Source organism: Actinomadura sp. 9N215 (assembly GCF_044326345.1).
In the GTDB taxonomy this organism is placed as follows: Bacteria; Actinomycetota; Actinomycetes; order Streptosporangiales; family Streptosporangiaceae; genus Spirillospora.
In genome coordinates this window covers 19,463-46,171 of the sequence record NZ_JBIRBA010000045.1, presented here as the reverse complement: position 1 = coordinate 46,171, position 26,709 = coordinate 19,463, and the positions used below count along the sequence as shown (strand labels likewise).

Genomic DNA, 26,709 nt, shown 5'->3' with positions numbered 1-26,709 from the left:
CGCCACGCCGAGCCGCTCCGCCGACTCCGACCCGAGGACCACGGCCGGGTACTTCGCCGTCCCGGCGTTGAGCCAGGTCCCGGCGGCCATGGTGAGGCCGACCGTCCGGGGCAGGTCGAGGCGGGCCGCGCGGACGCCGATGCCGCCGCTCTGCCCGTCCGGGATGCGGTCGTTGCGGTAGACGTGGACGTCGTCCAGCGCCGCGGTGGCGGACGCCGACTCGACGTCCGGCATCCGGCCCACCATGCCGACCGACTCCTCCGGCAGCTTCGCCGCCTCGCCGAAGAAGTCCTGGCCCGGCCCGACGGTGAGCAGGTTGGTGCCGAGCCGGTCGAGGGTGGCCTGGAGCTCGGCGCGGCTGGACGTGGAGATCCCGACCACGCCGATCATCGCGGCGATGCCGATCGCGATGCCCAGCGCGGACAGGAACACCCGCAGCGGACGGGAGCGCAGCCCGGCGGCGCCGACGCGCAGCACGTCCCCCGGGCCGAGCCGGTTCGGAGTTTCGGAGCGGTTCACAGGGCGGCCTCCACCCGTGCGTCGTCGTGGACGATCCGGCCGTCGCGCATCCGGACCTGGCGGGGCAGCAGCGCGGCGATGTCCCGGTCGTGGGTGATCAGGACGACGGTCGTCCCGCCGCCGGACAGCTCGCGCAGCAGGTCGAGGACGCCCGCGCCCGAGGCGGAGTCCAGCGCGCCGGTCGGCTCGTCGGCCAGCAGCAGTGCCGGCTCCCCCACCACCGCGCGGGCGATCGCGACCCGCTGCCGCTCCCCGCCGGACAGCTGGTGCGGGCGGTGCCCGAGCCGGTGCCCGAGCCCGACGCGCTCCAGGGCGCGGCGGGCGCGGCGGCGGCGCTCCGCCGGGGGCACTCCCCCGTACAGGAGCCCGTCCGCGACGTTGTCCAGCGCGCTGACCCCGGCGGCGAGGTGGAACTGCTGGAACACGAACCCGATCCGGCCCGCGCGCAGCGCCGACAGCCGCCGGTCCGGCAGCCGGGACACGTCGGTGCCCTCGACGAGGACGGTCCCGGCGCTCGGCCGGTCCAGCGTGCCGAGCAGGTGCAGCATCGTCGACTTGCCCGACCCGGAAGGCCCGACGATCGCGACGAGCTCGCCCGCCCCGACCGTCAGCGACACGCCGTCCAGCGCGGTCACCCCGCCCGGGTAGGTCTTGGTGACCTCGCGCAGCTCCACGACCGCGCCGCCGCCCGCTCCCCGGTGCGCCTCGCTCATGCGGGGACCCCGACCTTCATGCCCTCGGCCAGGCCGGCCCCCGAGATCTCGACCTGCCCGTCGGTGAACACGCCCGTCTCGACCGGCACCGTGCGGACGCGCCCGTCCTGGACGACCTGGACCGCGTACCCGCCGTCGCCCCGCGCGAGCAGCGCGCCGATCGGCACGGCGAGGACGTCGCCGTGCCGGTCCGCGGTGAGCCGCACCTCGACGGGCGCCTTGTCGTAGGAGCCGAGCGCCTTCTGGCCGCGGACCGCGACGGTGAGCTCGATCGTCGTCGGATCCTCCTCGCCGCCCTCCTTGGCGACCCTCCCCACGGACGCGATCCGCCCCTTGGTGGTGTCGCCGGACGGCAGCTCGATCTCCACCTCGGCGCCCTTCCTGGCGAGCCGCTGGTACCGGACGTCCAGGTCGACGGTCACGACGCGGGTGGTGCCGGTGTAGGTGAGCACCGCGCCGCCGATCCGGTCGCCCACGTTCGCCTTGCGTTCCGCCACCCGGATCCGTCCGGACGCGACGACCGCCGACCCCGGCTCCACCCGGCCCGTCTCCGCGACGCCGAGGGCGTCCTGCCAGCGCTTCACGGCCGCGGCGGTGGCGGAGCCGTAGGTCTCGTCGACGGTGAAGCCCGTGTACCCGAGGGCCCGGAGGTTCTTTTCGAGCTGCTCGACGTCGTCGCCCTTCGTCCCGGCGGACAGCGTCCGGTAGAGGGGCAGCCTGCCGTACAGCAGCGGCACCGGCCTGTCGTCGACCCGGTAGACCGGGCGTCCCCTGGCGATCACCGACCCGGCGGCGGGCAGCCAGGTGAGGGTGCCGTTGCCCGCGCCGATCGCGGTGCGGGTGCCGCCGTAGCCGAGGGTGCCGTCCACGTCCTGGGTCTCGACCAGGGTGGTCCGCTCGATCGGCGCCGTCGCGGGCGGCAGCGAGCTGCGCGCGGCGGCCGGTTCGCCGCCGCCGCCGAGGCCGGCGGTCGCGAGGCCCGCACCGCCGGCGACCACGACCCCAGCCGCGCCCAGGACGACGGCGCGCTTGCGGGCCATCAGTCCTTGCCCCCGCCGAGGGACTTCTCGCCGTCCGGCTGGAACTTGGCGCAGGCCTTCTGCGCGCTCTTGAACTTCGGGCTCTCCGGGTCGAGCCCGGTGTCCTTCCCGGCCTTGAGCAGCATCGAGCCGTCGGGCTTGGGGTCGGGGAACTCGCCGATGCCGTTGTCGCGCATGCACTGCGAGAAGGCGCGCATCTTCGCGATCTCCTCGGGCTTGGGCTTCTCCGGCTTGCCGCCGTTCGGCATCAGATGCCGGCACTTGTTCTGCGCCGCTCCCATCTTGTCGTTCCCCTCGGGGCCGCCGCCCTTGCCCTTCCCCGGGGGCTCGCTGTGCCGCATCGTGATCTTCCCGTCCGCGGTTGGGTCGTCCATGGCGACCCCGTTGTCGCGCATGCACTGGGCGTAGTCGCGCATCTTCTGCTGGTCGCTCGCGGCCTTGGCGGTGGCGCCTGATCCCGCTCCCCCGCCCTCGCCCCCGCAGCCCGGCAGGCCGAGGGTGAGGGCCGGGAGGAGGGCCAGCGCCGCGAATGTCCGTCGTCGCATCGGTCGGTCTCCCGTCGTTCCCGCCGGACGTGCGCCGGCGGCGACCGCAAGTCCAGCCGGACGCCGATAACCCCGGCGTAACCGGTTCGCGTTACGCCGGCGTTACGCCCGCTGCCCGATGCTGGGTCGGCAGGACGCGCGGGGCGCGCTCCGCAGGACGGCGAGGGGGCGGCACGGGTGCGGGTACTGATCGCCGAGGACGAGCGGATGCTCGCCGACTCGATCGCCGACGGGCTCAGGTCCGAGGCGCTCGCGGTGGACGTCGTCTACGACGGCGACGCGGCGCTGGAGCATCTCGGCGTGAACGACTACGACGTGCTCGTCCTCGACCGGGACCTGCCCGTCGTGCACGGCGACGACGTGTGCCGCGCGGTGGTGGAGTCCGGCGCGCTCGTCCGGGTGCTGATGCTCACCGCGGCCGTCACCGTCCCCGCCCGGGTCGACGGGCTGCGGCTCGGCGCGGACGACTACCTGACCAAGCCGTTCGCGTTCGAGGAGCTGGTGGCGCGGGTGCAGGCGCTCGGCCGCCGCGCCCGCCCGGCGGACCCGCCGACGCTGGAGCGCGCCGGGATCAGGCTCGACCCGTCCCGCCGCGAGGTGGTCCGCGACGGCCGGTACGTGCACCTGGCGCGCAAGGAGTTCGGGCTGCTGGCCGAGCTGATGCGCGCGGACGGGGCGATCATGTCGGCGGAGCGGCTGCTGGAGAAGGTGTGGGACGAGCACACCGACCCGTTCACCAACACCGTCCGGGTGACGCTGATGAAGCTGCGCCGCAAGCTCGGCGATCCCCCGGTGATCGAGACCGTCCCGGGAGTGGGGTACCGGATTCCATGACGACGTTCACCGACCGGCTGCGGCCGACGATCAGGATGCGGCTCACGCTGCTGTACGCGGGCCTGTTCCTGGGCGCCGCCGTCCTCCTGCTGGGCCTGACCTACTTCCTGGTGAAGAACAACCTGGAGAACCAGGCCGTCCCGAAGGCGAACCGGGTGTTCGAGGCCGGCTCCTTCTCCGAGGAGCCGTTCCCTCCGCCGTCGGAGAAGGCCACGGGGGGCCTCACCGACCAGAGGGTCGAGGGGGCGCTGGTCAAGGTCCGGGAGGACTACCAGCGCAAGACGCTCAGCGCCCTGCTGACCCAGGGCGCCATCGCGCTCGGCCTGGTCGGCGCGGCCGGGCTCGGGTTCGGCTGGCTGCTCGCCGACCGGGCGCTGCGGCCCGTCCACACGATCACCGAGACGGCGGGACGGGTGGCGCGCAGCCACGACCTCACCGAGCGGATCGGCTACGAGGGGCCCCGCGACGACGTCAAGGAGCTCGCCGACACGTTCGACACGATGCTCGGCCGGCTGGCGCGGGCGTTCGACGGCCAGCGGCGGTTCGTCGCGAACGCGTCCCACGAGCTGCGCACCCCGCTCGCCATCAACCGGACGCTCATCGACGTGGCCGTGCGCCGCCCCGACGCCACCGGCGACGTCAAGCGGCTCGGCGAGTCGCTGCTGGTCGTCAACGGCCGGCACGAGCGGCTCATCGACGGGCTGCTCACCCTCGCGGGCACCGAGGGCGTCGCGGTCGACGCGGGCCCGCTGGACCTGGCGGACGTCGCGGGCCACGTCCTGGACCAGGCGGCCCCCGAGGCGCGGGCGCGCGGCCTGACGGCCCGCCGCGCCCTCGGCCCCGCCGTCACGTCCGGCGATCCCGTGCTCGTCGAGCGGCTGGTGCAGAACCTGGTCGAGAACGCGGTGCGGCACAACCGCGACGGCGGCGAGCTGTCGGTCGCGACGCGGAGCAGGGACGGCTGGGCGGAGGTCGTCGTGTCCAACACCGGGCCCGTCGTGCCCGCCTACGAGGTCGAGACGATCTTCGAGCCGTTCCGGCGGCTCGGCAACGACCGGCTGCGCTCGGACCGCGGGTCCGGGCTGGGGTTGTCGATCGTCCGCGCCACGGCGACCGCCCACGGCGGCGGGGTGACCGCCGTGCCGCGTCCCGGCGGCGGGCTGGACGTCACCGTCCGGCTCCCCGCCCGCGCCCCGCACCCCGCACCGGACGCCTTAGAGGACGCCCCGCCGGTCGCCGAACCCCATCCCGGACGGGCCGGACCGCCGGAACTCGCCGCGCCGTCCATGAAATCGGAGCCCGAGCCGGGGTAGCGTCTGATCAATGACCAGTGCGCTATTGCTCACCGACGCGTTCGACCGGATCCGCCAGCAGGTCCACCAGACGGTCGGCGGGCTCACCCCGCGGCAGCTCGCCTACCGCGTCGACGCCGACGCCAACTCGATCGCGTGGCTCGTCTGGCACCTCACCCGCGTGCAGGACGACCACGTCTCCGAGCTCGCCGGCGCCGCGCAGGCGTGGACGGACGGCGGCTGGGCCGACCGGTTCGGCCTGCCGCTCGACCCGTCCGACACCGGCTACGGCCACACCTCGGACCAGGTCGCGGCGGTCCAGGTCGAGTCGCCCGACCTGCTCATCGGCTACCACGACACCGTGCACGCCGCGACCGTCGAGTACGTGGGCTCGGTGACGGACGGCGACCTGGGCCGCGTCGTCGACCGCTCGTGGACACCGCCCGTCACGCTCGGCGTGCGGCTGATCAGCGTCATCAACGACTGCACCGAGCACGTCGGCCAGGCGGCGTTCGTCCGCGGCATCCTCCAGCGCGCCTGAGGGCGGCGGTCCGTCAGCGGTCGGCCGTCAGCGGTCGCTGCCGGAGACGCTCAGATCGGTGTCGCCGTCCAGATCGGCGCCGCGGGCCGCGGCCGGGCCGCCGTCCCCGGCCGCCCCGCCGGACGGGCGCAGCCCGGAGATGAGCCGCGACCACCGGGACCCGATGTGCTCCAGGTCGTGGGCGCGCGCCGACCGGGCGGCCTGGTCGCCGAGCCGGTCGCGCAGGCCGGGGTCCGCGATCAGGCCGCGGAGCGCGGCGGTGAACGCGGCCTCGTCGCCGTTGGGGACGAGCAGCCCGTCCCGGCCATGGGTGATCAGCTCGGCGGGGCCGTGCGGGCAGTCGAACGACACGACCGGCAGGCCCATCCCCATCGCCTCGATGATCACCATCGGCATGCCCTCGCGGGCGGAGGTCAGCGTGTAGATCGACGCGCGGGCCATCTCGCCGTGCAGGTCGCGGGTCGGCGGGCGCAGCTCGACCCGTCCGGTGAGGCCGAGATCGTCGATGAGCGCCAGCAGCCCGTCGCGGCGCACCCCCTTGCCGAAGATCCGCAGGGTCCAGTCGGGGCGCTCGGCGGCGATCGGCGCGAACGCGCGGATGAGCGCGTCGAAGCCCTTGACGGCGACGAACCGCCCGGCGGCCAGCACGACCCTGTCCGCGCGCGGGGACGTCCGCCCGGGCAGCGGCGGCGCCGCGTTCGGAATCCGCACCACGCGGACCCTTGATCCGATTAGGGCCTGCTCGTACTCGGCGCGGGCGGCCTCGGTCAGCACGGCCAGGACGGTCAGCCGCCGGTACCGGCGGACGATCTGCCGGCGGAGGGCGGGCCGATAGGAGCCCAGGCTCATGTGGTCCTGCCCGATCGTCACGGCCCCGCGGGGCGCGAACTCGGCCGCGAACAGGTTCAGGGACGGCCGGGTGCCGATGACGACGTCGGCCGGTGACCGGTAGAGGGCGCGCAGGAGGCACACGTCCGTCCAGAGGCTCATGGCGCGGTAGGACGCCTCGTCCACCGGCGTCAGGACGCTCGGCAGCCGGGCCAGGAGCCGCGCCGCCCTGCCCCTGGGCGCCAGGCGGTCGTCCGCGTACGTCACCGTCGCGCCGGGCGGGACCGCGAAGAACGGCCGCCTGCTCTTGCGCACCGCGCTGACGATCTCGACGTCGTGGTCGCGGGTCAGGTGCCCGCACAGATTCAGCACGGTGTGGATCGTCCCGCCCGTCCCGTGCGCGTTCTGGAGCAGGACTTGCACGCGGAGCCGCTCACCCGGCGGCGGGACGTGCCTCCGGCGCAGCGGCCGCAGAGCAGTGATCGCCGCGCGCCGCACCGCGCGGTGCGTCCCGCGTCGCGCGAGCCGCGCGGCGTGCCCGGCGCGGCGCCGCGGGCTCGGCCTCGGGCTCGGCGGGCGCCGTTCTAAGTCGTGGTCCGAATCGTTCACCGGGTCCCCTCTCGCGGAAGTCCACCGTGTCCGGCTTGTTCCCCTTGACAGGACCAGTCAACATCATCCGGTCGTCACTGTGCGATTCAGGGCACTTCCCTTGACCCAGCGGCTCCAGGACATCTCGTAGTAGCTCCACCCGTTCATCGGGTCGAGCCCGCGCTTGCTGCCGGTGATGATCACCGGGTCGCCGCGGTAGGACCAGTTGTAGAACCAGCGGGCGTCCTTGGGCGGCGAGTTGACGCAGCCGTGGCTGACGTTCTGCCGGCCCTGCGCCCAGACGGTGGCGGCCATCGAGTGGATGAACTCGCCGCTGTTGGAGATCCGCACCGCGTGCGGGATGACCTCCTTGTAGCCGCCGTTCTTCTTGTCCTTCGGGTCGACGCCCATCCACTCCGACGTCATGATCGCCGGATTCTCCTTGCCCATCGTGAGGTGGATGCCGCTGGTGGTGAGGAAGGTGTCGACGCCGTTGACGACGCGGCCGCCCTTGCCCGTGCTGACGGGCCAGGTCCGGACCGTCCGGCCGTTCTTCTTGACGACCGCCTTCTTCTTCTTGGTGCTGATGGTGACGATGTGCGAGTCGCCGATGCGGAACCCGCGGGAGAAGTCCTTGACGCCGTAGGTCTTCTTGCCCGACTTCACGCCGGACAGCCGGGCCGAGAACGTGACCTTCTGGTTGGGCTGCCAGTACTGCCCGTTCTTCGTCCGGAAGATGACCGTGGTGTCGTTCACCCAGTACCAGGCGCCGGTGGCGGGCTTGGCCGACTTGACCTCCAGGGCCTTCTCGACGGCCTTCTTGTCGTCGACCCCGCGGTTGAAGACGACCTGGATCGGCATGCCGACGCCGACCTTCTCGTTGTTGCTCGGGGTGACGTCGAGGATGCCGAGTTCCTTCGCCGCCTTGACCGTGGAGAACGCGGCGTTGACCGTGGCCGTCTTGCCCTGCGGGCTCTTGGCGACGGCCGTGACCTGGTACTTGGCGCCGGGACGGAGCGTCCGCGACTTCCAGCTGGCCTTGTCTGCCGCCATCTCGCCGTCGACCGGCTTGCCCTTGAGCGTGACGGTGACCTGCTCCAGCGTGCCGCCCGCGGCGGTCACCGTGACGCCGTCCTCCGGCTCCGCCTTGGTGTTGCCGTTGCCCGGGTTGATCGTCACCTGGGGGACGGCCGCGTCGGCCTTCTCGCCGACGGTGACGCCGCCCTCCTTCTCGCCCCCGCTGCAGGCCGTCGTGAGGAGCAGGACGACCCCCGCCATACCCGCGCCCGCCCGAACCCCTGCGGAAACCCTCCGCTGCACTGCGACCTCCCGAACCCGCCGTCTACCAGGGAGACATTAGCGACAAAAACCGAGGATCATGCCATGACCCGGGGTTTTGGCGGGCGGCCGAGATCAAAGCGTTGCACGCGGCGGGCACGGCGCGCACGCTCGGCGATCTTCGCAGGCCGGGCGCCGCGGCCCCGGGGGACGGTCTCATCGCAGGGCGCTCCCCTGCCGCCACGTGTCGAACGGCAGCTGCCAGAAGCTCCAGCCGTTCATCGGCTCGACCTCGCGGTCGGTGCCGGTGAGCTCGATGACGTCGCCGCGCTGCATCGTGTCGTAGTACCACTTCGCGTTCTCCGGGCTGACGTTCAGGCAGCCGTGGCTGACGTTCGCCGAGCCCTGCGAGCCGACCGACCACGGCGCCGAGTGCACGTACTCGCCGCTGTTGGAGAACCGGACCGCGTAGTTGACGACCTGCTTGTAGTAGCCGGGGTCGCCGGGCTGCCGGCCCGGGGACGTCATCGTGACGGGATTCCCCTTCTCCATCAGCAGGTGGACGCCGCTGGTGGTGGTGAACTCCCGCGTCTGCCCGTTGCCGGCGCTGAACGGGATGGTCCGCAGCTTCTTGCCGTCGCGGGTCACGGTCATGTGGTGGTCGTCGATGCCGCCCCTGGTGATCTGCGCGGCGCCGATGGAGAGCGTGGCCTGCTCGTCCTCGGCCCCGTACACGCCGCCGCCCGCGTTCACCCCGGCGAGGCTCGCGTGGAAGCGGACGGTCTGGTGCGGCTGCCAGTACGTCTTCGTCCGGTAGATGGCCTGGTCGGCGGCGACCCACCGCCACGCGCCCTCGACGGGCTTGTCGGGCGTGACGTGCAGCGCCCGCTCCACCGCGGCCTTGTCGGTGACCGGACGGTCGAACCTGATCATGATCGGCATGCCGACGCCGACCTTCTCGCCCTTGAGGTTCGGGGTGACGTCCGTGATCGAGAGCGTCCGGTCCGCCTTGAGGGTGGTGAACGAGCTGGTCACGGTGCGGGTCTTGCCGTCGTCCTCCGCCTGGGCGGTGACGGTGTAGGACGTGCCGGGCGTCATCGTCCGGTCGGACCGCCACGTCTTGCGCCCGCCGCCGAACTTCCCGGTCACGGTGGCGCCCGGGCCCTGGACGGTGACCGTCCGCAGCTTGCCGTCCGCGGCCTTGACCTCGATGGTGCCGTCCGGCTTGACCTGGGCGGTTCCGTTGGCGGGCGTGATGGTCACGGCGTCGGCCGAGTTCCCGGAGGCCAGCTTTCCCTCGCCGCCGATCGCGCAACCGGCCGCCAGCACCGCCACCGCGCCCGCGCCGCCCGTCAGGGCCACCCGCACACCCCGGCTCTGTTTCACTGCAAACTCCCCCAAACCCCGTGATTTCACCGCAACTTGGTGAATCTTTCTGAGAAGGGAGACGCCTCGGACGGGCCGGAAGTTCGGCCCGCCGGGCAGGAGAATCGCTGCTCAGCCGGTACGGCTCAGGCGAATCCGGACATGCGGATCGCGGAGGGCGGATCCGGTCTCGCGGGCCCCGGGTCTGGCGGCGGCCCGGTCGAGCGGGCTCCGGTCAAGCGGGGGCGGGCTCGCGGTTGACGCGGCGCACGACGCGCTTGAAGCCCCACACCGAGACGGCCACGCCGATCGCGCCGAGCCCGGCGACGATGCCGGTGCGGAACCACAGGTACATGCTGAGCGACTCGTTGAACAGCATCCAGAGGCTGACGGCGACGTTCGCGAACAGGACCATCGACCACAGGAGCGAGATGCGCAGGAAGAACTGGTGCACCCTGGCGTGCTTGAGGAACGCCTCGGGGATCGGCGCCATGTCCTTGGCCAGCTTCATGGCCAGCGGCCGTCCCAGCGGGACGGAGGCGAGGAACGACAGGCTGATGATCAGGGTGCCGAGCGTGGGCTGCAGGAAGTAGACGACCGCGCTGTGCGTCGCGGCGGCCGTGGCCGCGCGGACGGTCACGCCGACCGCGGCGGCCGTGGCCGCGCGGACGGTCACGCCGACCGCGGCCAGCAGCAGCATCCCCGACACCGGATGGCCGCGCACGAACCGGTAGACGATGCCGCCGTACACCCAGGCGACGGCGGCGATCAGCGCGCCGTTCAGCCCCAGCAGCGTCAGCGCGGCGTAGAAGACCGCGACCGGGGCGATGACCCCTTCGACGAAGCGCGGGAGCGCGTGCATCAGCAGCGCCGTCACCCGCGGCAGTTCGAAGACGTGGTGCCCGTTCTGGTGCCCGTCGCCCCGCGCCTCGCCGGCCTGCGCCGTCGGCGTGGGGGCCGCCGTCGCCCCGGAGGGCTCGGCGGGAGTTGTCGCCGGTCGATCCATCGAGCGCTGCGCTCCCCGATCGGTGTGCATGGACTCGGTTGTGGTCACGATTCGCCCCACCGTACGTGATGATCGGCACGCGCCTGTCCGTTTTCGACTGATCCGGTCGGCGCGCCGTCGTTCCCCCCTTAGTTCGGATGCGACCCCCGTCCAGTGCGGGCGGCGGCCGGATGCGGCCACGGTTGAACCATGTGACCCAGGCCTCACTTCCGACAGTAGCGGGTGCCCCGCTCACCGCTCCGGCGGGGCGGGCTGGACGTCGCGAGCCGCGGCGTAGATGGCCCTGAGGGTCACCGCCACCGACGGCCGGCGCACGCTCGCGGTCCTGGTCACGGCGTAGACCTCGCGCGCCAGTGTGCATTCGGGGATGCGCCGCACGGCCACGTCCTGGTCGCCGGCGGCGAGCGCCAGCGCGGGCACCGCGGTGATGCCGATGCCGCGCGCCACCAGGCTCAGGATCGTGTGCAGGCCCTCGAACTCCCACGGGACGGGACGCGCCCCGCCGACGGTGTCCATGAGCCGTTCGAGGGCCTGCCGGGACGGCTCCCCCGGCGGCGCGGCCATCCACGGCTCCTCGCGGAGCTGTTGCAGGTCCACCGTCCGTCCGGGGGCCGACATGGCGTGCGTCGACGGGACGACCAGCACCAGCGGGTCGCGGAGCAGGTGGAAGAACTCCAGCGCGGCGGGCGACTGCTCGGGGACCTTGCCCGTCCAGTCGTCGATGAGCGCGATGTCGACCTCCCCGTTCTGCACCTGCCGGACGCCGTCGCCCGGACGGGTCTGGCGCAGCACGAACGTCAGGTCGGGGTGCTCGCCGAGGCTCTGCGCCAGCGCGGGCGCGAACGCGACGGCGGCGGTGGGGAACGCGGTGACCACGACCCGGCCCATCGGCGTGTCGGAGTGCGCGGACAGCTCCGCCTCGGCGGTCTCCACGAGGCCGAGGATCTCCTCGGCGCGGTCGGCGAGGCGGCGCCCGGCGTCGGTCAGCTCCGCGCTGCGGGCGGTGCGGTCGAGCAGCGGGACGCGGGCCTCGCGTTCGAGCGCGGCCAGCTGCTGGGAGACGGCGGACGCCGTGTAGCCCAGGGCGGCGGCGGTCGCGGCGATGCTGCCGCGGCGGCCGAACTCGGCGAGAAGCCGCAGGCGGCGAAGCTCTAGCATCAGCCCATCTTACGGTCACCATCGATGAGACTCGCTTGTGATGATGCTAAAAGCGGGAAAGTATTGCGTTGAGCCCGGCCGGGCCGTACAGGGGATTCCGCTCGACCCACCGCTATCTCGTCATGCCTTGGAGCCGTCATGCCTGCCCAGAAAGAGTCCGAACCCGTCCGGCCGCTACCGTTCGCGCCGCGTCCCGTCGCCCTGTCGGCGACGCTCGCGGTGAACGAGGCGATCGCGCGCAAGCGCCGGGAGGGCGTCCGCGTCCTGCCGCTCGGCTTCGGGGAGGCCGGGATCCCCATCCACCCGGCCCTGACCCGCGAGCTCGGCGCGGCCGCGGGACGGGGCGGCTACGGGCCGGTCGCCGGGTCGGCCGCGCTGCGCGGCGCCGCCGCCGGGTACTGGTCCCGGCGCGGGCTGCCGACCGACCCGTCCATGATGGTCGCCGGCCCGGGCAGCAAGCCGCTGCTGTACGCGCTGCTGACCGCGATCGGCGGCGACGTGGTCGTGGCGTCGCCGAGCTGGGTCTCCTACGCGGCGCAGGCGTCGCTGGTGGGGGTCGAGCCAATCCGCGTCGCCACGCCGCGCGGCGAGGGCGGGGTGCCGAGCCCGGCGCTGCTGGCCGACGCCGTGGTGCGGGCCCGCGCGCGGGGACGCGACGTCCGGGCGGTCGTGGTGACGCTCCCCGACAACCCGACCGGGACGATCGCGTCCGAGGACACCGTCCGGCGGCTGTGCGCGGTGGCGCGCGAACAGGGCCTGGTGATCATCTCCGACGAGATCTACCGCGACCTGGTGCACGCGCCCGGACGGCGGATCCCCAGCCCGGCCCGGTACGCCCCGGAGCGGACCGTCGTGACGACCGCGCTGAGCAAGAGCCTGGCGGCGGGCGGCTGGCGGCTCGGCGTGGCGCGGCTGCCGGACGGCCCGTTCGGCCGCGCGCTGCGCGACAGCCTGCTGGGCGTGGCGAGCGAGATGTGGTCCAGCGCGCCCGCGCCGATGCAGCACGCCGCCGCGTACGCGTTCGCCGAGCCGCCCGAGCTCGTCGAGCACGTCGACCGCAGCAGGCGGCTGCACGCCGCGGTCACGGGGGCGGTCGCGGACCGGTTCGCCGCCGCGGGAGCCCGCGTCACGCGGCCGGAGGCGGCGTTCTACGTCTACCCCGACTTCGGCCCGATCCGCGACGCGCTCGACGAGAACCACGGCGTCCGGACGGCCGCCGATCTCACGCACCTGCTGTTGGAACGTTACGGAGTCGGCGTCCTGCCGGGCAGCTCGTTCGGGGACGCCCCGTCGGCGCTGCGGATGCGGGTGGCGCCGAGCCAGCTCTACGGCGACGACGACGAGCAGCGCCTCGCGGCCCTGGCGTCGCCCGCCCCGGCGGCCCTGCCGTGGATCGCGGACGCCCTGGACCGCCTCAGCGACGTCCTCGCCGATCTCTCCGCGACGGCCACCGTCGGCGAGCCCGTTCCCGCCTGAGCCGAATCGCGGCATGAATTGCCGAGGGTAGGTGTGAATTGCGGAGGGTAAGGGAGTCGAACCCCTTCGAGTGTCACCTCGACGTCAGTTTTCGAAACTGCTGCCTTACCGTTCGGCCAACCCTCCAGGACCCGCCGCGGGCCGTCTGCCGCGAGACGGCCCGCGGCGCCGGGCGCCGGTGGACCAGCAGGGAGTCGAACCCTGATCGCGTCCTTGCAAGGGACGTGTGCTTCCGTTGCACCACAAGCCCGTCGTGCGTGCTCAGCAGGGGCGGTAGGAGTCGAACCCACTTTCCGCCGGATTTGGAGACCGGCCGCCTAACCGGTGGCTCACCCCTTCGCGCCTTTCCGCGTTCGTTCGATGTGTTCAATGATGCGGAGCCTCCCGGACGCGCACAAAGTATTTTCTGCGTAAAGGTCCGGATGCGCACCGTCATCGCCCCGTGATCGTGCGCGAAGGGGCGCCACCCGACACGTCCGGGGCGTATAAGCGTGGTGTAAGGTCCAACGACGCACGGGGCGAACGTCACGAATCGACCAGCAGCAGGCCAGCGGACACCCAGTCCGGCCTGCCCGTGGTAAACCCGAGACAGGCACGAAGTCACGCGAGTGATGAAGAGGGCGAGGGGGCCCGCCATGAGGCATGCACGGGACGGCGCTGCCGCTGCGATGAGCGCCGCCTCCAGGATTCTCGTCGCGCGGGGCAAGAACGAGCCCCAGGAGATGGAGAACCCGGAAGTCGCCTGGGGCCAGCGCGCCCGCGACGGCGTGTGGGTGCCGACCAAGGACGGGCAGCGCATCCACCTCGGCATCGACGTGGCCGCGGCCGACACCGTCGCGCAGGTGCTGCGGCCCAGCCTCCGGGTCTTCGTGGGCGTGGACGTCGACACCGACATCGTCGCGCAGACGACCGCCGGCGGCGTGCGGCTGCTGACCGTGATCCACGGGCCGGACGCGCCCTCGGAGTTCCGGTTCTCGGTGTCCCTCGCCGACGGCCTGGCGCTGGAGTCGATGCCGTCGGGAGGGTACGACGTCGTCCACCTGCGGTACGGCGCGACGGTGGGCCGGCTCTACAACCCGTGGGCGAGCGACTCGATGTTCCGCCAGGTGAAGGCCGACTACACCCTGGAGGGGACGGCCGTCACGATGCGCGTCCAGCACAGCGACGCGTTCTACCCGGTCGTCGCCGACCCGAACTACGAGCGCTGACCCGCCGAGCCCCGGCGCGGCCCCGGCCGTCGGCGCACTGATCGCCTGGCGGACCTCCAGGCCGAGCCCGGAGGACGGCGAAGAGCCTGTCCCCTATCCCGGTTGCGGCCCCGCCCGGAACGCGGAACTGTACGCACCGCATCACGGGGTGCGCATGGACGTGCCGGATACTCGTCATATGGTTGTGCACCACGGGCCGCGTCCCGGCCCGGCGGCACGGGTTCCCGCAGGGGCGGGCCGGGCACACGACCGCCCCGGGTCCCCGAGACTGGAGTCATCGTGATCTTCACTCACGACACCGAGCACGCGCTCGCCGTCGTCGTCGACCTGATCAACACCGGCCCGGCGGCGTCCGGGGCCGAGGAGCTCACCGGGGTGACCGGCCTGCGCGCGTTCGTGGACCGCAACGAGTTCAGCGACGTCGGCGAGCTGACCGGCGTCGACCTCGCCCGCGCCCTTGACCTGCGCGACCGGTTCCATGCCGTGTTCCGCGCCGGGGACGTCCCGGCCGCCGTCCAGCAGATCAACGAGATCGTCGGCGAGGTCCGCACCACCCCGCACCTGACCGACCACGACGGCTACGACTGGCACGTGCACTACTTCGCGCCGGGCGCGCCGCTCGGCGAGCACCTGGCCGCCGACTGCGGGATGGCGCTGGCGTACGTGGTGGCGGCGGGCGAGCTGGACCGGCTGCGCACCTGCGAGGCGCCGGACTGCTCACGCGTCCTGGTCGACCTGTCGCGCAACCGCTGCCGCCGCTACTGCGACAGCCGCACCTGCGGCAACCGCATGCACGTCGCCGCCTACCGCGCACGCCAGCGCGAAGCGGCGCACTAGAGCGTTCAGCCCCGGACGGCGGTGACGGCGGTGAGGGCCTGGCGGGCGGCCTTGACGTCGTGGACGCGGAAGACGCGGGCGCCGAGCAGGGCGGAGACGCCCAGCACGGCCATGGTGCCGACGCCGCGCTTGTCGACCGGGCGGCCGAGCGTCTCGCCGATGAAGTCCTTGTTGGACACCGCGACCAGTACCGGCCACCCGGTGGCCGTGAGCTCGCCGAGCCGGCGGCTGATCTCCAGGGACTGGCGGGTGTTCTTGCCGAAGTCGTGGGCCGGGTCGATGAGGATCGCGTCCCGGCGGACGCCCAGGTCCGCCGCGCGCTCGGCCTCGGCCGTGACGTGCGCGACGACGTCGGCCACGACGTCGGCGTAGCCGACGCGGTGCGGGCGGGTCCGGGGCGCGAGGGCCCCGGCGTGCGCGCAGACGAGGCCGATCCCGTGCGCGGCGGCGACCTCGGCCAGCCGCGGATCGGGACCGCCCCAGGTGTCGTTCAGCAGGTCGGCGCCCGCCAGCGCCACCGCCTCCCCGACCTCGGCGCGCCACGTGTCGACGCTGATCACGACGCCGGGATGCCGCTCGCGGACGGCGCCGACGAGCCCGACGACGCGGCGCAGCTCCTCGGCGACGCCGACGTCCTCGCCTGGACCGGCCTTCACGCCGCCGATGTCGACGATGTCGGCGCCGTCCGCGACCGCGCGGTCGACGGCGGCGAGCGCGGCGTCGAAGCCGTAGGTGGCGCCCTTGTCGAAGAACGAGTCGGGCGTGCGGTTCACCACGGCCATGATCGCGTGCGGGCCGAGGTCGCGCCCGTTCAGCCGCAGCGGCGTCTCAGAGGGGCTCATGATGGTCTCACCGTGGCACATCGGAGCGGGACGGTCGAGCGGAGCTCGTCGCTTGGATGGCGGTGGGTGGGGGCTGGAGGACGGTTCGGCGAACAGAAGCGAATTCGGTTCTAAGACCGCCCTCCGTCGTCAGCACCGCGGCGGGGTCGCTAATCTCATAGGTCACGCTCGTCGCGGGTCCGTCCGTGGGGGGCCAGCATCGGACCTAATCAGCCATGGAGGATCCGCTGTCCAGGCGAGCACTCATCACCGGCATCACCGGACAGGACGGCTCGTATCTGGCCGAGCACCTGCTCGCCCTGGGGTACGAGGTCTGGGGCCTGGTGCGTGGGCAGGCGAACCCTCATGTGTCGCGGCTGCGCAAGCACATCGGCGACGTGCGGATCGCCACCGGCGACCTGCTCGACCAGGGCAGCCTGATCTCCGCGGTGGAGCACGTCCGGCCGGACGAGGTCTACAACCTGGGCGCGATCTCCTACGTGCCGATGTCGTGGCAGCAGGCGGAGCTGACCGCCGAGGTCACCGGCATGGGCGTGCTGCGGATGCTGGAGGCGATCCGGGTGGTGTCGGGCATCAGCCCGTCCAGGACGCCGGGCCGCGAGCAGATCCGCTTCTACCAGGCGTCGTCGTCGGAGATGTTCGGGATGGTGCGGGAGACGCCGCAGAACGAGAGGACGCCGTTCCACCCGCGCAGCCCGTACGGGGTGGCGAAGAGCTACGGGCACTACATCACGCAGAACTACCGCGAGTCGTACGGGATGTTCGCGGTCAGCGGGATCCTGTTCAACCACGAGTCGCCGCGCCGCGGCGCCGAGTTCGTCACCCGGAAGGTGTCGCTCGGCGCGGCCCGCATCAAGCTGGGCCTGGCCACCGAGCTGCGGCTGGGGAACCTGGACGCGCGCCGCGACTGGGGCTTCGCCGGCGACTACGCCCGCGCGATGCGGCTGATGCTCGCCCAGGACGCCCCCGAGGACTTCGTCATCGGGACGGGCCACACCCAGTCGGTGCGGGAGCTGGTGGAGTTCGCGTTCCGCACCGCCGGCCTGAACTGGGAGGACCACGTCGTCCTGGACGCGAGGTACACGCGTCCGGCGGAGGTCGACCTGCTGTGCGCCGACCCGAAGAAGGCCCGCGAGCAGCTCGGCTGGGAGCCCGCGGTGACGTTCGAGGAGCTCGTCACGATGATGGTCGAGTCGGACCTGCGGCTGCTGGCGGAGTCGGCGCGCCCCGAGGACGAGCCGTTCAGCCCCGACCACTGGTGATCCCGCGGCGAGGGCCGTTCGATCTACCCGCGGTGCGGGGCCATTGGTGATCCTGTGACCGGGGCCGTGGCACGATGCAGACATGGCCACTTGCGAACATGTGCGGAGCATTCCGGCGCAGGACCCGTCCCCGAACACCCCGCAGGGGTGCGAGGAGTGCCTGGCCGAGGGCACCAGGTGGGTCCATCTGCGGCTGTGCCTGGGCTGCGGGCACGTGGGCTGCTGCGACTCGTCCCCGATGCGGCACGCCACCGCGCACTTCGAGAAGGAGGGGCACCCGATCGTCCGGTCGTTCGAGCCGGGCGAGGACTGGCGCTGGTGCTTCGTCGATGAACTGATCGTCTGATGCCCGACGTCCGGCTGGGCACCGGGCCCGGCCGCTGGATCCTGCTGGCGACCGTGCTCGGGTCGAGCGTGGCGATGCTCGACGCCACGGTCGTGAACGTGGCGCTGCCGAGGCTGGCCCGCGACCTGGACGCCGACATGGCCGGGCTCCAGTGGACGGTGAACGCCTACACGCTGACGCTCGCCGGGTTCATCCTGCTCGGCGGCTCCCTCGGCGACCGGTACGGGCGCCGCCGGATCTTCCTCGTCGGCGTCGTGTGGTTCGCGGTCGCGTCGGTGCTGTGCGGGCTGGCGCTGAACATCGAGATGCTGATCGTGTCGCGGGCGCTGCAGGGCGTGGGCGGGGCGCTGCTCACCCCGGGCTCGCTGGCGATCATCCAGGCGTCGTTCGCGGCCGACGACCGGCCGCGCGCGGTCGGGGCGTGGTCGGGGCTCGGCGGGGTGGCGGGCGCGATCGGGCCGTTCGCGGGCGGCTGGCTGGTGGAGGTGGCCGGGTGGCGGTGGGTGTTCCTGCTGAACGTGCCGCTGACCGCCGTGGTGCTGCTGGTCACGGTCCGGCACGTCCCGGAGAGCGTCGACCCGGAGGCGCACGGCCGCTTCGACGTGCTCGGCGCGGCGCTGGCGGCGCTCGCGCTGGCCGGGACGACGTACGCGCTGACGGAGGCGCCGGGCGGCAACGCGCCCCCGGTGGTCATCGGGGTCGCCGTCGTGGCGGGCGCCGCGGCGGCCGTCGCGTTCGTGGTGGTGGAGAAGAGGCGCGGCAGGGTGCGCGCCGCGAAGGCGGGGCGGGAGGCGCCGCGGCCGATGCTGCCGCTGGACGTGTTCGCGTCCCGGCAGTTCACCGCGATCAACGTCGTCACGTTCATCATGTACGGCGGGATGGGCGTGATGTTCTTCCTGTTCGTGCTGAACCTGCAGGTCGTCGGGCAGTTCTCGCCGATCGCCGCCGGGACGGCGCTGCTGCCGGTCACGGTGCTGATGCTGCTGCTGTCCGCGCGGGCGGGCGCGCTCGCGCAGAAGATCGGCCCGCGGCTGCCGATGACGGTCGGGCTGGTGGTGGCGGCCGCCGGGATGCTGTGGGTCGGCCAGATCGGCGCGGACGCGTCCTACGTGCGGGACGTCCTGCCTCCCGTGGTCGTGTTCGGGCTGGGCCTGGCGGCGGTGGTGGCGCCGCTCACCGCGACCGTCCTCGCCACCGCGGACGTCCGGCACGCGGGCGTGGCCAGCGGCGTCAACAACGCGGTGGCGCGGGCCGCGGGCCTGCTGACGGTGGCGGCGATCCCGCCGCTGGCCGGGCTGACCGGCGACGCCTACGACGACCCGTCCGCGTTCTCGCACGGGTTCGGGATCGCGATGGCGGTGTGCGCCGCGATGCTCGTCGGCGGGGCGGTGCTGAGCTTCCTGACGGTGGACGACGACGCGCTGCGCGCCCCGTCCGGCGAGGCGGTCGAGCCGGAGTGCAGGAGCCACTGCGGCGTCGGCGCGCCGCAGCTGCAGCCCGAGCCGGAGACCGCCCCGGCCCGGCCTGGGGCTTGATCACCAGGTCGGCGCGGGTTCAATCTAGGTCCGATTCCGGCTATGTCCGGGACCGAATGGGTTCGTTGGCATACGGTCGGTGCATGAATCTGCGGCAGCTGCGCTATGTCGTGGCGACCGCCGACCACGGCACGATGACGTCGGCGGCCCAGGCTCTCTACGTGGCCCAGCCCGCGCTGTCGCGGGCCGTCCGCGAGCTGGAGCGCGAACTCGGCGTCGAGCTGTTCCAGCGTTCCGGCCGCGGCGTGGCGCTCACCGAGGTCGGCGAGCAGGTGGTCCGGAAGGCCAGGGTCGCGCTGGACGCGGTCGACGCGATCGAGGGCCTGGCGGTGACCCGGTCCAACGGGCGCGGCGCCGACCTGCGCGTCGCCGTCACCTCGTCGCTGGAGCCCGAGCTGACCGGCCGGCTCCTGCCCCGCTTCGCCCGCGACCAGCCGGCCGTCCGGGTCCGGGTGCTCCGCTGCGAGGACCGCGACGGCGTCGCGGCGGCGCTGCGCGCGGGCCGCGCCGACCTCGCGCTCACCGACCTGCCGGTGCCGGGCGACATGACGGCGCACCCGTTCGAGCAGCGGGAGGTCGTGCTGATCTCGCCGCCGGCGCTGAAGATGCGCGAGCCTGTGCCGGTGCACGCGCTGGACGGGATGCGCCTCGTGCTGCCCGCCCGCGGCAGCGCCCGCCGCGCCGAGATCGACACCGTGCTGCGCCGGGTGGGGGCCACCCCCGTCGCGGCGGTGGAGTCCGACGAGCGCGGCGCGTGGATCGGCTGGGTCCGCGCCGGGATGGGCTCGCTGCTGTGGTACCGGAACCAGATCGACGACACCGAGGGCGTGACCGTCCGGTCGTTCATGCCGCCGATCACCCGGATGACGGGGATCGTCCACGCGCACCGCAAGCTCCCGCCCGCCGCCCGCGACTTCCTCAGCTTCGCCAAGGACACGGCCCGCGACGCCCACTGACACGCGCCGCCCACCGGAGGGGGAACGGCGGGCGCGTGCCATCATCTGGCTGGTGGAGACGACGCACGCACTCTGGCTGCTCGCCGTTCCGGTCACCGCCCTGGTCGTGGCCGCGGGCGCGCGGCGCGCCGGGCTCTCGGCGCCGCTGGTCCTGGTGATCGCGGGTCTTGCCGTCTCGTTCGTGCCGGGGGTGCCGGAGTTCGAGCTCGACCCCGAGGTCGCGCTGTACGTGTTCCTGCCGCCGCTGCTGTTCGCCGCGGCGTGGAAGAGCTCCTACGTGGGCCTGCGCGAGAACGCCTGGTCGATCGGGCTGCTGTCGGTCGGGCTGGTGCTGTTCACCACGTTCACCGTGGGGTACGCGGCGTACCTGCTCGTCCCCGACCTGCCGCTGGCCGCGGCGTTCGTGCTCGGCGCGATCGTGGCGCCGCCGGACGCGGTCGCCGCGGTGAGCGTCGCGCAGCGCCTCGGGCTGCCGCGCAGGACGGTGACGATCCTGGTCGGCGAGAGCCTGTTCAACGACGCGACGGCGCTGACGGCGTTCCGCGTCGCGGTCATCGCGGCGACCGGCGCCGGGTTCACGCTCCTGGACGGGGCCTGGCGCTTCCTGTTCGCCGCCGCCGTCGGGGCCGCCGTCGGGGTGCTGCTCGGGCCGCCGCTGCACTGGATGCGGACCCGGCTGAACGATCCGCTGGTGGAGAACGGCGTCGCGGTCGTGACGCCGTTCGCCGCTTATCTGATCGCCGAGAGCCTGCACGCGTCCGGGGTCATCGCGGTGGTGGTCAGCGGGCTGTACCTGGGGCACCGGGCCACCGAGTCGACGGCCGTGACCCGGCTGATCGGGCAGTCGTTCTGGAAGGTCATGGTCTTCGTCCTGGAGACGGTGGTGTTCCTGCTGATCGGCCTGCAGCTGCCGCCGGTGATCGACGGGCTGTCGGACCGGAGTTGGCCCGAGCTGGCCTGGTGGGCGCTGGCGATCTTCGCGGTGACGGTCGTCGCTCGGTTCGTGTGGGTGTTCCCGGCGTCGTACGTCCCGCGGCTGCTGTCACGGCGGGCGCGCGAGCGCGAGGACCCCGGCTGGCGCGGCCGGACGATCGCGTCGTGGGCGGGCATGCGCGGCGTGGTGTCGCTGGCCGCCGCGTTCGCGGTCCCGTTCGCCACCTCGGCGGACGAGCCGTTCCCCGCCCGCGACCTGGTCCTGTTCCTCACGTTCACGACCGTCCTCGGGACGCTGCTGGTGCAGGGGCTGACGTTCCCGGCGCTGATCCGCGTGCTCGGTGTCGGCGGCGACCGCGAGCGCTACGCCGACACCGTCGCGGAGGCCGGCGCGCAGCACGCCGCCGCGCAGGCGGCGCTGGACCGCCTCGACGAGCTGACCGGCGACGAGGACCTGGACGGCTCGGTCGTGGAGCGGCTCAGGCAGCTCGCCGAGCACCGGCAGCTGCGCGCGTGGGAACGGCTCGGCGGCGGGACGGGCCCGGCGGGCGAGGAGGTGCCGACGGCGATGTACCGGCGGCTGCGGCGGGAGATGCTGGCGGCGGAGCGGCGGGTGTTCGTCCAGATGCGCGACGAGCGCCGCATCGACGACGAGGTGCTGACCCGCGTCATGCACGAGCTGGACCTGGAGGAGGCCGCCCTCAACCGCGAGTAGGCCCGCTCCCCCGGCCACGGCTGGGCGCCGTGGCCGGGGGCGGGTGCGGGGAGGCCGGGGGGCGGCCGGGCAAGGCGACGGGTCAGGCGGTCCCGTTGAGGGGCTCGTCAGGCAACTCGACGGTGTAGGACTCCTTGACCACGTCCAGGTGGTGCCAGGACTCCCGGACCGTCACGCCGGGCACGGACCGGATGGCGTCCAGCACGGCGACCAGCTCGCTGCGCGAGGCCGCCTCGGCCTGCCCGATGATGTCGTAGCGGCCGAAGCCGGTCGCCAGGTAGCGGACGCCGTCCTGCTCGACGACCGCCTGGACCGCCCGCTGCAGCCCGCCGGTGACCACCAGCCCGAACCCGCCGAGCTCGGCCGCGCCGAGGGCCAGCGGGTCGGCCAGGCCGGTGACCTGGATGACGCCCGAGCGCATCAGCCTGACCACCCTCGCCCGGGTGGCGGCCTGCGACAGGCCGATGATGTGCGCGAGCCGGGTGTAGGGGGCGCGCCCGTCGCGCTGCAGCTCCTGCAGGAGCCGCCAGTCGATGCCGTCGAGGGTGACCTCGCCGAGCTCGCGCACCACCGCGTGCGTGTCGCGCACGGTGGACACCGACCTGAACACCTCCGCCGCGCGGACGCCGGGGATGGACCTGATGTGGTCCACCTCGGCGGCGAGCGCGGCGTCGTCACGGGTGCGCACCTGCGCGACCAGGTCGTACGGCCCCGCGGTCAGGGCGGCGAAGCTGACGGCGGGCCGCTCGGCGACGGCCGCGGCCACCTTCCGCGCCGACCCGTCCACGGTGACCGAGAGGTGCCCGATCGCCTCCGCGCCGACGACGGCGGCGTGCACGATGCCGACGACGCGGACGACCTGCGTTTCGAGAAGGTGCTGCACCCGTGCCCGCACGGCCGTGCGGGAAAGCCCGACGCGGTCGGCGAGCGCCTGGAACGTCGCCCTGCCATCCCGCTGGAGCTCGCGGACGAGCACGGCGTCGACCGCATCCAGCACGGCTGTCCTCCTCGATATGTGATGAAGATGAATCGGTTTGTCGACAACTGCAAGATCATTCCATTTCAGGACGGTATGACGTCAAATATTGATCTTGCTCGTGTTCACCGTGCCCGGCGGCCGTCGAAGCGTCTGCGGGGGGTGTGGCGCGGCGACGTTTCCGACGCCGGGTGGTCCCGTCCGAAAGCGCAACGCGGCCGGCTCACAACGCGCACCGGGCACGGCGGGCCCCGGCGGCGGGCGCGCACGGCGGCAAGGCTCACCCCGCTGATCATCGCGGTGCCCGTTCTCATGACCGCCGCGCGGCAAGGACGGCCCGCGGCGCGGACGAGCGCGGCTGACCGGGTCCAAGTGCGAGACCTGCATGCGCTTCTCCCGGTGTTCTGCTGTCACGCCCCTACGGCGGTTCCGCCGTCCGCGTGAGGCACATGTAAGAAAAGTGCATCGAGGGCGCAGTTACGTCAAGAGGTAACTTTACAGAGAGCCAAGCCTCACGTTGCACCGTTTTCACCACGTCGCGGGAGTTCTCTTCGGTCAGGGGGCCGGGGCGGTCCCGCCGGCGGCGTGTCCGGGGCACGGCCGGGTATGGCCGACAATGGACGGTGGCCCAGCCACCCCGACCCGCGATTGGTGTGTAGGACAGCCGTGCACCTGCTGAACGGTGAGCGCTCCGCTCACGACCTCACCTACAACGACGTCTTCATGGTCCCCCGCCGCTCGTCGGTCGGGTCCCGGCTGGAGGTCGACCTGTCCACCGTGGACGGGAGCGGGACGACCATCCCGCTCGTGGTGGCCAACATGACGGCCGTGTCCGGCCGCCGGATGGCCGAGACCGTCGCGCGGCGCGGCGCGCTCGCGGTGATCCCGCAGGACATCCCGGTGGACGTGGTCGCCGAGGTGATCGGCTGGGTCAAGGGCCGCGACCTGGTGATCGACACCGCGATCAGGCTCGGGCCGTCCAGCACGGCGGGGGACGCGCTCGCGCTGCTGCCCAAGCGCGCCCACAACGCCGTGATCGTCGTCGAGGACGACCGTCCCGTGGGCGTCGTCACCGAGGCCGACTGCGAGGGCGTCGACCGGTTCGCGCAGCTGCGCGACGTCATGTCCCGCGACCTGGTCACGGTCCCGGACGGCGTCGACCCGCGCGAGGCGTTCGACCGGCTGCACGAGCGCGGGCACCGCCTCGCGCCCGTCGTCGACGCGTCCGGGCGGCTCACGGGCGTCCTCACCCGCACCGGCGCGCTGCGCGCCACGCTCTACAAGCCCGCCGTGGACGGCGCCGGGCGGCTCCGCATCGGCGCGGCCGTCGGCGTGAACGGCGACGTCGCGGGCAAGGCCAAGGCGCTGCTGGAGGCGGGCGCCGACCTGCTCGTCGTCGACACCGCGCACGGCCACCAGGACAAGATGATCGGCGCGCTGGCGGCCGTCCGGGCGCTGGACCCGGCCGTCCCGGTCGTGGCCGGGAACGTGGTGACGGCCGAGGGCACCCGCGACCTGATCGAGGCCGGCGCCGACATCGTCAAGGTCGGCGTGGGCCCGGGCGCGATGTGCACGACCCGGATGATGACCGGGGTCGGGCGGCCGCAGTTCTCGGCCGTGCTGGAGTGCGCCGCCGAGGCCCGCAGGCTCGGCCGGCACGTGTGGGCGGACGGCGGCGTCCGGCACCCCCGCGACGTGGCGCTGGCGCTCGCGGCGGGCGCGGCGAACGTGATGGTCGGGTCCTGGTTCGCCGGCACCTACGAGTCGCCGGGCGACCTGCAGCGCACCGCGGACGGGCGGCCGTACAAGGAGAGCTTCGGGATGGCGTCCGCGCGGGCGGTGCGGCTGCGCACCGCCGACGACTCGCCGTTCGACCGGGCCCGCAAGGCGCTGTTCGAGGAGGGGATCTCCACGTCCCGGATGTTCCTCGACCCGCGGCGCCCCGGCGTCGAGGACCTGATCGACTCGATCGTCGCGGGGCTGCGCAGCTCGTGCACCTACGCGGGCGCGCGCACGCTGGAGGAGTTCCACGAGCGGGCGACCGTGGGGATCCAGGGGTCGTCCGGGTTCGTCGAGGGCATGCCGCTGTCCAGCAGTTGGTGAAGTCTTCTCCATGATCAGCGTGGCCTTCGCGACACGCCGCCATCGCCGCTGATCTTTCCCGCTCCGACCTGCACGCTCTTAGGTGGGGGCGGAGAAGGGGGTCTTCGTCCCCGGAGGGGGCGAAGCATGGTGGACGGGCCGATCGGCGACGGGACACGGCTGATGCCGGACGGCCCGCCGCGGCCGGCGGGCGAGGCGGGCGAGGACGGCGCCGAACGGGAACGGCCGGACGACCAGCACCGGCAGCGGAAGCGGACCGACCGGGACGGGCACGACGGACGGGTCGGGCGTGACGGACCGGACGAGCAGGATGGCCGGGACGGGCAGGATGGCCGGGACGCGGCGCTGCGGCGGCTCGCGCACGCGCTGCTGATCGCCGCGGTGTCCCCGGCGCTGCCCGGCATCGCGCACCTGCGGGCCGGACGAGTCCGGCTCGGCACGGCGCTGCTGTTCGCGCAGGCGCTGCTGGTCACGGGCGCCGCAGCCGCCGCGGGCGAGGGCCGGTCCCTGTTCCTTGAGCTGTCGGTCCGGCCGGGCTGGCTGCTGGCGGTGGCGGCGGGTGCGGTCGTCCTGGCGGTGCTGTGGGCGGCGCTGATCGTCCACTCGTACGCGGTGCTGGTCCCGGACGGGCTGTCGCCGCTGTGGCGGCTGGCCGGAGGCACCACCGTGTCGGTGCTGTGCCTGCTCGTCGTCGTTCCGCCGCTGACCGTCGCCCACTACGGCTACCTGCAGCGCGACCTGGTCGAGAGCCTGTTCGCCGAGGGGCCGGGGCCGTCGAGGACGGCGGGCGTCCACGCGGACGCCGCCGACCCGTGGGCGGGCACGCCGCGCCTCGACGTCCTCCTCATCGGCGGCGACGCCGACACCGGCCGCCCCGGCGTCCGCACCGACAGCATGACGCTGGCCAGCATCGACACCGCGACGGGGGACACGCTGCTGCTGAGCCTGCCGCGCAACCTGCAGCACGTGCCGGTGTGGTCGGGCACGAAGCGGGTCCCGTTCCCGCCGGAGGAGCTGCTGAACGAGGTGTACGAGAGCGGCGTCCGCGACCCCGGCGTGCTCGCGGGCGGCGGGCACGTCCGCAACCCGGGCGCCGAACTGCTGAAGCGGACGGTCGCGCACATCCTCGGCAGGCCCGTCCCGTACTACGCGATGGTCGACATGCGGAGCTTCCGGCAGATCGTGGACGCGGTCGGCGGCGTCCGGATCTGCGTGTCCGACGCCGTCCCCGTGCCGAGGCAGCAGGTGCCGTCCGGGGTGCTGAAGCCGGGCTGCCGCAGGCTCAGCGGCCGGGAGGCCCTCTGGTACGGGCGGTCCAGGACGGACAGCAGCGACTACGCCCGCATGAGCCGCCAGAAATGCCTGATGTGGGCGCTGGCCCGCCAGGCGGGGCCGCTGACCGTGCTGCGCAGCTTCCAGCGCCTCACCGAGGTCTTCAAGCACTCCGTCAGCACCGACCTGCCGCAGCGATTGCTGCCGCCGCTCATCGGGCTTGCCGCCAAGATCAGGAACGCCGAGATCACGAGCCTGCAGTTCGTCCCGCCGGTCATCTCGACCTGGCGGCCGGACTATCCCGAGATCAGGAGGCTGGCGGCGCGGGCCGTCCGGGACTCGGCCGCCGGCGCCGGGGGCGCGGGCGGGCTGCACATCCTGAGCGACAACTGCGCCTGACGCTCCGCGTGACGCCCCGCCTCACGCCCCGCTCGAAGCCCCGCCTGAAGCCCTGCCCGCTCGGCCGCAAGCGTCTTGTACGCAACCTTTGCCCGGTTCCGAGCGTCCTTAAAGTGAGCCAGGGCTTAATCCAGCGTGGGTG

General features: G+C 73.2%; 24 protein-coding genes and 3 tRNA genes. 13 read left to right on the top strand and 14 right to left on the bottom strand.

Annotated elements, in window-relative coordinates; genetic code table 11:
- The 4 genes from ACH34T_RS42495 to ACH34T_RS42480 all read right to left on the bottom strand — a co-directional run.
- Positions 1–519, bottom strand: a 519-nt coding sequence (locus ACH34T_RS42495) for an ABC transporter permease (protein ID WP_396026694.1), incomplete at its 3' end; no start/stop codon positions are given.
- The gene (locus tag ACH34T_RS42490) at positions 516–1,232 is read right to left on the bottom strand and encodes an ABC transporter ATP-binding protein (protein WP_396026693.1); all 717 of its coding nucleotides are present in this window, start codon (positions 1,230–1,232) and stop codon (positions 516–518) included. The genes ACH34T_RS42490 and ACH34T_RS42495, both read right to left, overlap by 4 nt.
- Positions 1,229–2,272, bottom strand: a complete 1,044-nt coding sequence (locus tag ACH34T_RS42485) for a peptidoglycan-binding protein (protein ID WP_396026692.1) — start codon at positions 2,270–2,272, stop codon at positions 1,229–1,231. Before ACH34T_RS42485 ends, ACH34T_RS42490 begins: the two co-directional genes overlap by 4 nt.
- Complete coding sequence (locus tag ACH34T_RS42480; protein WP_396026691.1) at positions 2,272–2,817, bottom strand: hypothetical protein; 546 nt, start codon at positions 2,815–2,817, stop codon at positions 2,272–2,274. Before ACH34T_RS42480 ends, ACH34T_RS42485 begins: the two co-directional genes overlap by 1 nt.
- Positions 2,818–2,994: 177 nt before the next feature.
- Between ACH34T_RS42480 and ACH34T_RS42475 the strand changes: the two genes are divergently transcribed.
- The 3 genes from ACH34T_RS42475 to ACH34T_RS42465 are packed head-to-tail and all read left to right on the top strand — an operon-like array spanning position 2,995 to position 5,484.
- The gene (locus tag ACH34T_RS42475) at positions 2,995–3,651 is read left to right on the top strand and encodes a response regulator transcription factor (RefSeq protein WP_396026690.1); all 657 of its coding nucleotides are present in this window, start codon (positions 2,995–2,997) and stop codon (positions 3,649–3,651) included.
- A complete protein-coding gene (locus ACH34T_RS42470; protein WP_396026689.1) occupies positions 3,648–4,964 on the top strand; it encodes a sensor histidine kinase in 1,317 nt (438 codons plus the stop codon). The genes ACH34T_RS42475 and ACH34T_RS42470 overlap by 4 nt, the downstream gene beginning before the upstream one ends.
- Before the next feature lie 10 nt (positions 4,965–4,974).
- Positions 4,975–5,484, top strand: coding sequence for a DUF664 domain-containing protein (locus tag ACH34T_RS42465; RefSeq protein WP_396026688.1), 510 nt, complete (start codon positions 4,975–4,977; stop codon positions 5,482–5,484).
- A 27-nt stretch (positions 5,485–5,511) separates the two neighbouring features.
- Here ACH34T_RS42465 and ACH34T_RS42460 read toward each other — a convergent pair whose 3' ends face one another.
- The 5 genes from ACH34T_RS42460 to ACH34T_RS42440 form a co-directional block, all read right to left on the bottom strand.
- Positions 5,512–6,921: a glycosyltransferase family 4 protein gene (locus tag ACH34T_RS42460; protein WP_396026687.1), complete on the bottom strand. Its 1,410-nt coding sequence runs from the start codon at positions 6,919–6,921 to the stop codon at positions 5,512–5,514.
- 63 nt (positions 6,922–6,984) lie between these two features.
- Positions 6,985–8,178 carry an Ig-like domain-containing protein gene (locus ACH34T_RS42455; RefSeq protein ID WP_396026686.1) on the bottom strand — a complete coding sequence of 398 codons (1,194 nt, stop codon included), beginning with the start codon at positions 8,176–8,178 and terminating at the stop codon, positions 6,985–6,987.
- 216 nt (positions 8,179–8,394) lie between these two features.
- Positions 8,395–9,564: an Ig-like domain-containing protein gene (locus ACH34T_RS42450; RefSeq protein ID WP_396026685.1), complete on the bottom strand. Its 1,170-nt coding sequence runs from the start codon at positions 9,562–9,564 to the stop codon at positions 8,395–8,397.
- A gap of 214 nt (positions 9,565–9,778) precedes the next feature.
- Positions 9,779–10,597 (bottom strand): hypothetical protein, encoded by an 819-nt coding sequence (locus ACH34T_RS42445; RefSeq protein WP_396026684.1) that lies wholly within the window; start codon positions 10,595–10,597, stop codon positions 9,779–9,781.
- A gap of 183 nt (positions 10,598–10,780) precedes the next feature.
- On the bottom strand, positions 10,781–11,707 hold the full coding sequence (locus ACH34T_RS42440; RefSeq protein WP_396026683.1) for a LysR family transcriptional regulator: 927 nt from the start codon (positions 11,705–11,707) through the stop codon (positions 10,781–10,783).
- Positions 11,708–11,845: 138 nt separating this feature from the next.
- Here ACH34T_RS42440 and ACH34T_RS42435 point away from each other — a divergent pair, with 138 nt between their 5' ends.
- Entirely contained in the window at positions 11,846–13,183 is a 1,338-nt protein-coding gene (locus tag ACH34T_RS42435; protein ID WP_396026682.1) for a pyridoxal phosphate-dependent aminotransferase, read from the top strand.
- A 41-nt stretch (positions 13,184–13,224) separates the two neighbouring features.
- Here the strand turns inward: ACH34T_RS42435 and ACH34T_RS42430 are convergent.
- The 3 genes from ACH34T_RS42430 to ACH34T_RS42420 form a co-directional block, all read right to left on the bottom strand.
- Positions 13,225–13,309: transfer RNA gene (locus ACH34T_RS42430), tRNA-Ser, on the bottom strand.
- A gap of 53 nt (positions 13,310–13,362) precedes the next feature.
- Positions 13,363–13,433: transfer RNA gene (locus tag ACH34T_RS42425), tRNA-Ala, on the bottom strand.
- Positions 13,434–13,448: 15 nt separating this feature from the next.
- A tRNA-Trp gene (locus ACH34T_RS42420) sits at positions 13,449–13,520 on the bottom strand.
- A 298-nt stretch (positions 13,521–13,818) separates the two neighbouring features.
- Here ACH34T_RS42420 and ACH34T_RS42415 point away from each other — a divergent pair.
- Both ACH34T_RS42415 and ACH34T_RS42410 read left to right on the top strand, forming a co-directional pair.
- Positions 13,819–14,391 carry a hypothetical protein gene (locus ACH34T_RS42415; RefSeq protein ID WP_396026681.1) on the top strand — a complete coding sequence of 191 codons (573 nt, stop codon included), beginning with the start codon at positions 13,819–13,821 and terminating at the stop codon, positions 14,389–14,391.
- A gap of 279 nt (positions 14,392–14,670) precedes the next feature.
- On the top strand, positions 14,671–15,228 hold the full coding sequence (locus ACH34T_RS42410) for a CGNR zinc finger domain-containing protein (protein WP_396026680.1): 558 nt from the start codon (positions 14,671–14,673) through the stop codon (positions 15,226–15,228).
- 5 nt (positions 15,229–15,233) lie between these two features.
- On the opposite strand, the gene folP is transcribed toward ACH34T_RS42410, so the two are convergent.
- Positions 15,234–16,070, bottom strand: coding sequence for a dihydropteroate synthase (gene folP / locus ACH34T_RS42405; RefSeq protein ID WP_396026679.1), 837 nt, complete (start codon positions 16,068–16,070; stop codon positions 15,234–15,236).
- A 227-nt stretch (positions 16,071–16,297) separates the two neighbouring features.
- Between folP and ACH34T_RS42400 the strand changes: the two genes are divergently transcribed.
- The 5 genes from ACH34T_RS42400 (at position 16,298) to ACH34T_RS42380 (ending at position 21,817) form a co-directional block, all read left to right on the top strand.
- Entirely contained in the window at positions 16,298–17,332 is a 1,035-nt protein-coding gene (locus ACH34T_RS42400; protein WP_396026696.1) for a GDP-mannose 4,6-dehydratase, read from the top strand.
- 82 nt (positions 17,333–17,414) lie between these two features.
- Entirely contained in the window at positions 17,415–17,678 is a 264-nt protein-coding gene (locus ACH34T_RS42395) for a ubiquitin carboxyl-terminal hydrolase 14 (protein WP_396026678.1), read from the top strand.
- Positions 17,678–19,213, top strand: coding sequence for an MFS transporter (locus tag ACH34T_RS42390; RefSeq protein ID WP_396026677.1), 1,536 nt, complete (start codon positions 17,678–17,680; stop codon positions 19,211–19,213). The genes ACH34T_RS42395 and ACH34T_RS42390 overlap by 1 nt, the downstream gene beginning before the upstream one ends.
- 83 nt (positions 19,214–19,296) lie before the next feature.
- The gene (locus ACH34T_RS42385; RefSeq protein WP_396026676.1) at positions 19,297–20,169 is read left to right on the top strand and encodes a LysR family transcriptional regulator; all 873 of its coding nucleotides are present in this window, start codon (positions 19,297–19,299) and stop codon (positions 20,167–20,169) included.
- A 52-nt stretch (positions 20,170–20,221) separates the two neighbouring features.
- Positions 20,222–21,817 (top strand): Na+/H+ antiporter, encoded by a 1,596-nt coding sequence (locus ACH34T_RS42380; RefSeq protein WP_396026675.1) that lies wholly within the window; start codon positions 20,222–20,224, stop codon positions 21,815–21,817.
- A gap of 82 nt (positions 21,818–21,899) precedes the next feature.
- Here the strand turns inward: ACH34T_RS42380 and ACH34T_RS42375 are convergent, their stop codons facing one another.
- Positions 21,900–22,814, bottom strand: a complete 915-nt coding sequence (locus ACH34T_RS42375) for an Lrp/AsnC family transcriptional regulator (RefSeq protein WP_396026674.1) — start codon at positions 22,812–22,814, stop codon at positions 21,900–21,902.
- Between the two features lie 645 nt (positions 22,815–23,459).
- Here ACH34T_RS42375 and ACH34T_RS42370 point away from each other — a divergent pair.
- Positions 23,460–24,896: a GuaB1 family IMP dehydrogenase-related protein gene (locus ACH34T_RS42370; protein WP_396026673.1), complete on the top strand. Its 1,437-nt coding sequence runs from the start codon at positions 23,460–23,462 to the stop codon at positions 24,894–24,896.
- A 126-nt stretch (positions 24,897–25,022) separates the two neighbouring features.
- Positions 25,023–26,567, top strand: a complete 1,545-nt coding sequence (locus ACH34T_RS42365) for an LCP family protein (RefSeq protein WP_396026672.1) — start codon at positions 25,023–25,025, stop codon at positions 26,565–26,567.
- Positions 26,568–26,709 lie beyond the last annotated feature (142 nt).

What these genes read in the sequence shown, in the direction of transcription:
- ACH34T_RS42490 (WP_396026693.1), bottom strand. Translation starts at nt 1,232, where the DNA reads ATGAGCGAGGCGCACCGGGGAGCGGGCGGCGGCGCGGTCGTGGAGCTG.
- ACH34T_RS42485 (WP_396026692.1), bottom strand. Translation starts at nt 2,272, where the DNA reads ATGGCCCGCAAGCGCGCCGTCGTCCTGGGCGCGGCTGGGGTCGTGGTC.
- ACH34T_RS42480 (WP_396026691.1), bottom strand. Translation starts at nt 2,817, where the DNA reads ATGCGACGACGGACATTCGCGGCGCTGGCCCTCCTCCCGGCCCTCACC.
- ACH34T_RS42470 (WP_396026689.1), top strand. Translation starts at nt 3,648, where the DNA reads ATGACGACGTTCACCGACCGGCTGCGGCCGACGATCAGGATGCGGCTC.
- ACH34T_RS42465 (WP_396026688.1), top strand. Translation starts at nt 4,975, where the DNA reads ATGACCAGTGCGCTATTGCTCACCGACGCGTTCGACCGGATCCGCCAG.
- ACH34T_RS42455 (WP_396026686.1), bottom strand. Translation starts at nt 8,178, where the DNA reads ATGGCGGGGGTCGTCCTGCTCCTCACGACGGCCTGCAGCGGGGGCGAG.
- ACH34T_RS42440 (WP_396026683.1), bottom strand. Translation starts at nt 11,707, where the DNA reads ATGCTAGAGCTTCGCCGCCTGCGGCTTCTCGCCGAGTTCGGCCGCCGC.
- ACH34T_RS42435 (WP_396026682.1), top strand. Translation starts at nt 11,846, where the DNA reads ATGCCTGCCCAGAAAGAGTCCGAACCCGTCCGGCCGCTACCGTTCGCG.
- ACH34T_RS42415 (WP_396026681.1), top strand. Translation starts at nt 13,819, where the DNA reads ATGAGGCATGCACGGGACGGCGCTGCCGCTGCGATGAGCGCCGCCTCC.
- folP (WP_396026679.1), bottom strand. Translation starts at nt 16,070, where the DNA reads ATGAGCCCCTCTGAGACGCCGCTGCGGCTGAACGGGCGCGACCTCGGC.
- ACH34T_RS42395 (WP_396026678.1), top strand. Translation starts at nt 17,415, where the DNA reads ATGGCCACTTGCGAACATGTGCGGAGCATTCCGGCGCAGGACCCGTCC.
- ACH34T_RS42390 (WP_396026677.1), top strand. Translation starts at nt 17,678, where the DNA reads ATGCCCGACGTCCGGCTGGGCACCGGGCCCGGCCGCTGGATCCTGCTG.
- ACH34T_RS42385 (WP_396026676.1), top strand. Translation starts at nt 19,297, where the DNA reads ATGAATCTGCGGCAGCTGCGCTATGTCGTGGCGACCGCCGACCACGGC.
- ACH34T_RS42365 (WP_396026672.1), top strand. Translation starts at nt 25,023, where the DNA reads ATGGTGGACGGGCCGATCGGCGACGGGACACGGCTGATGCCGGACGGC.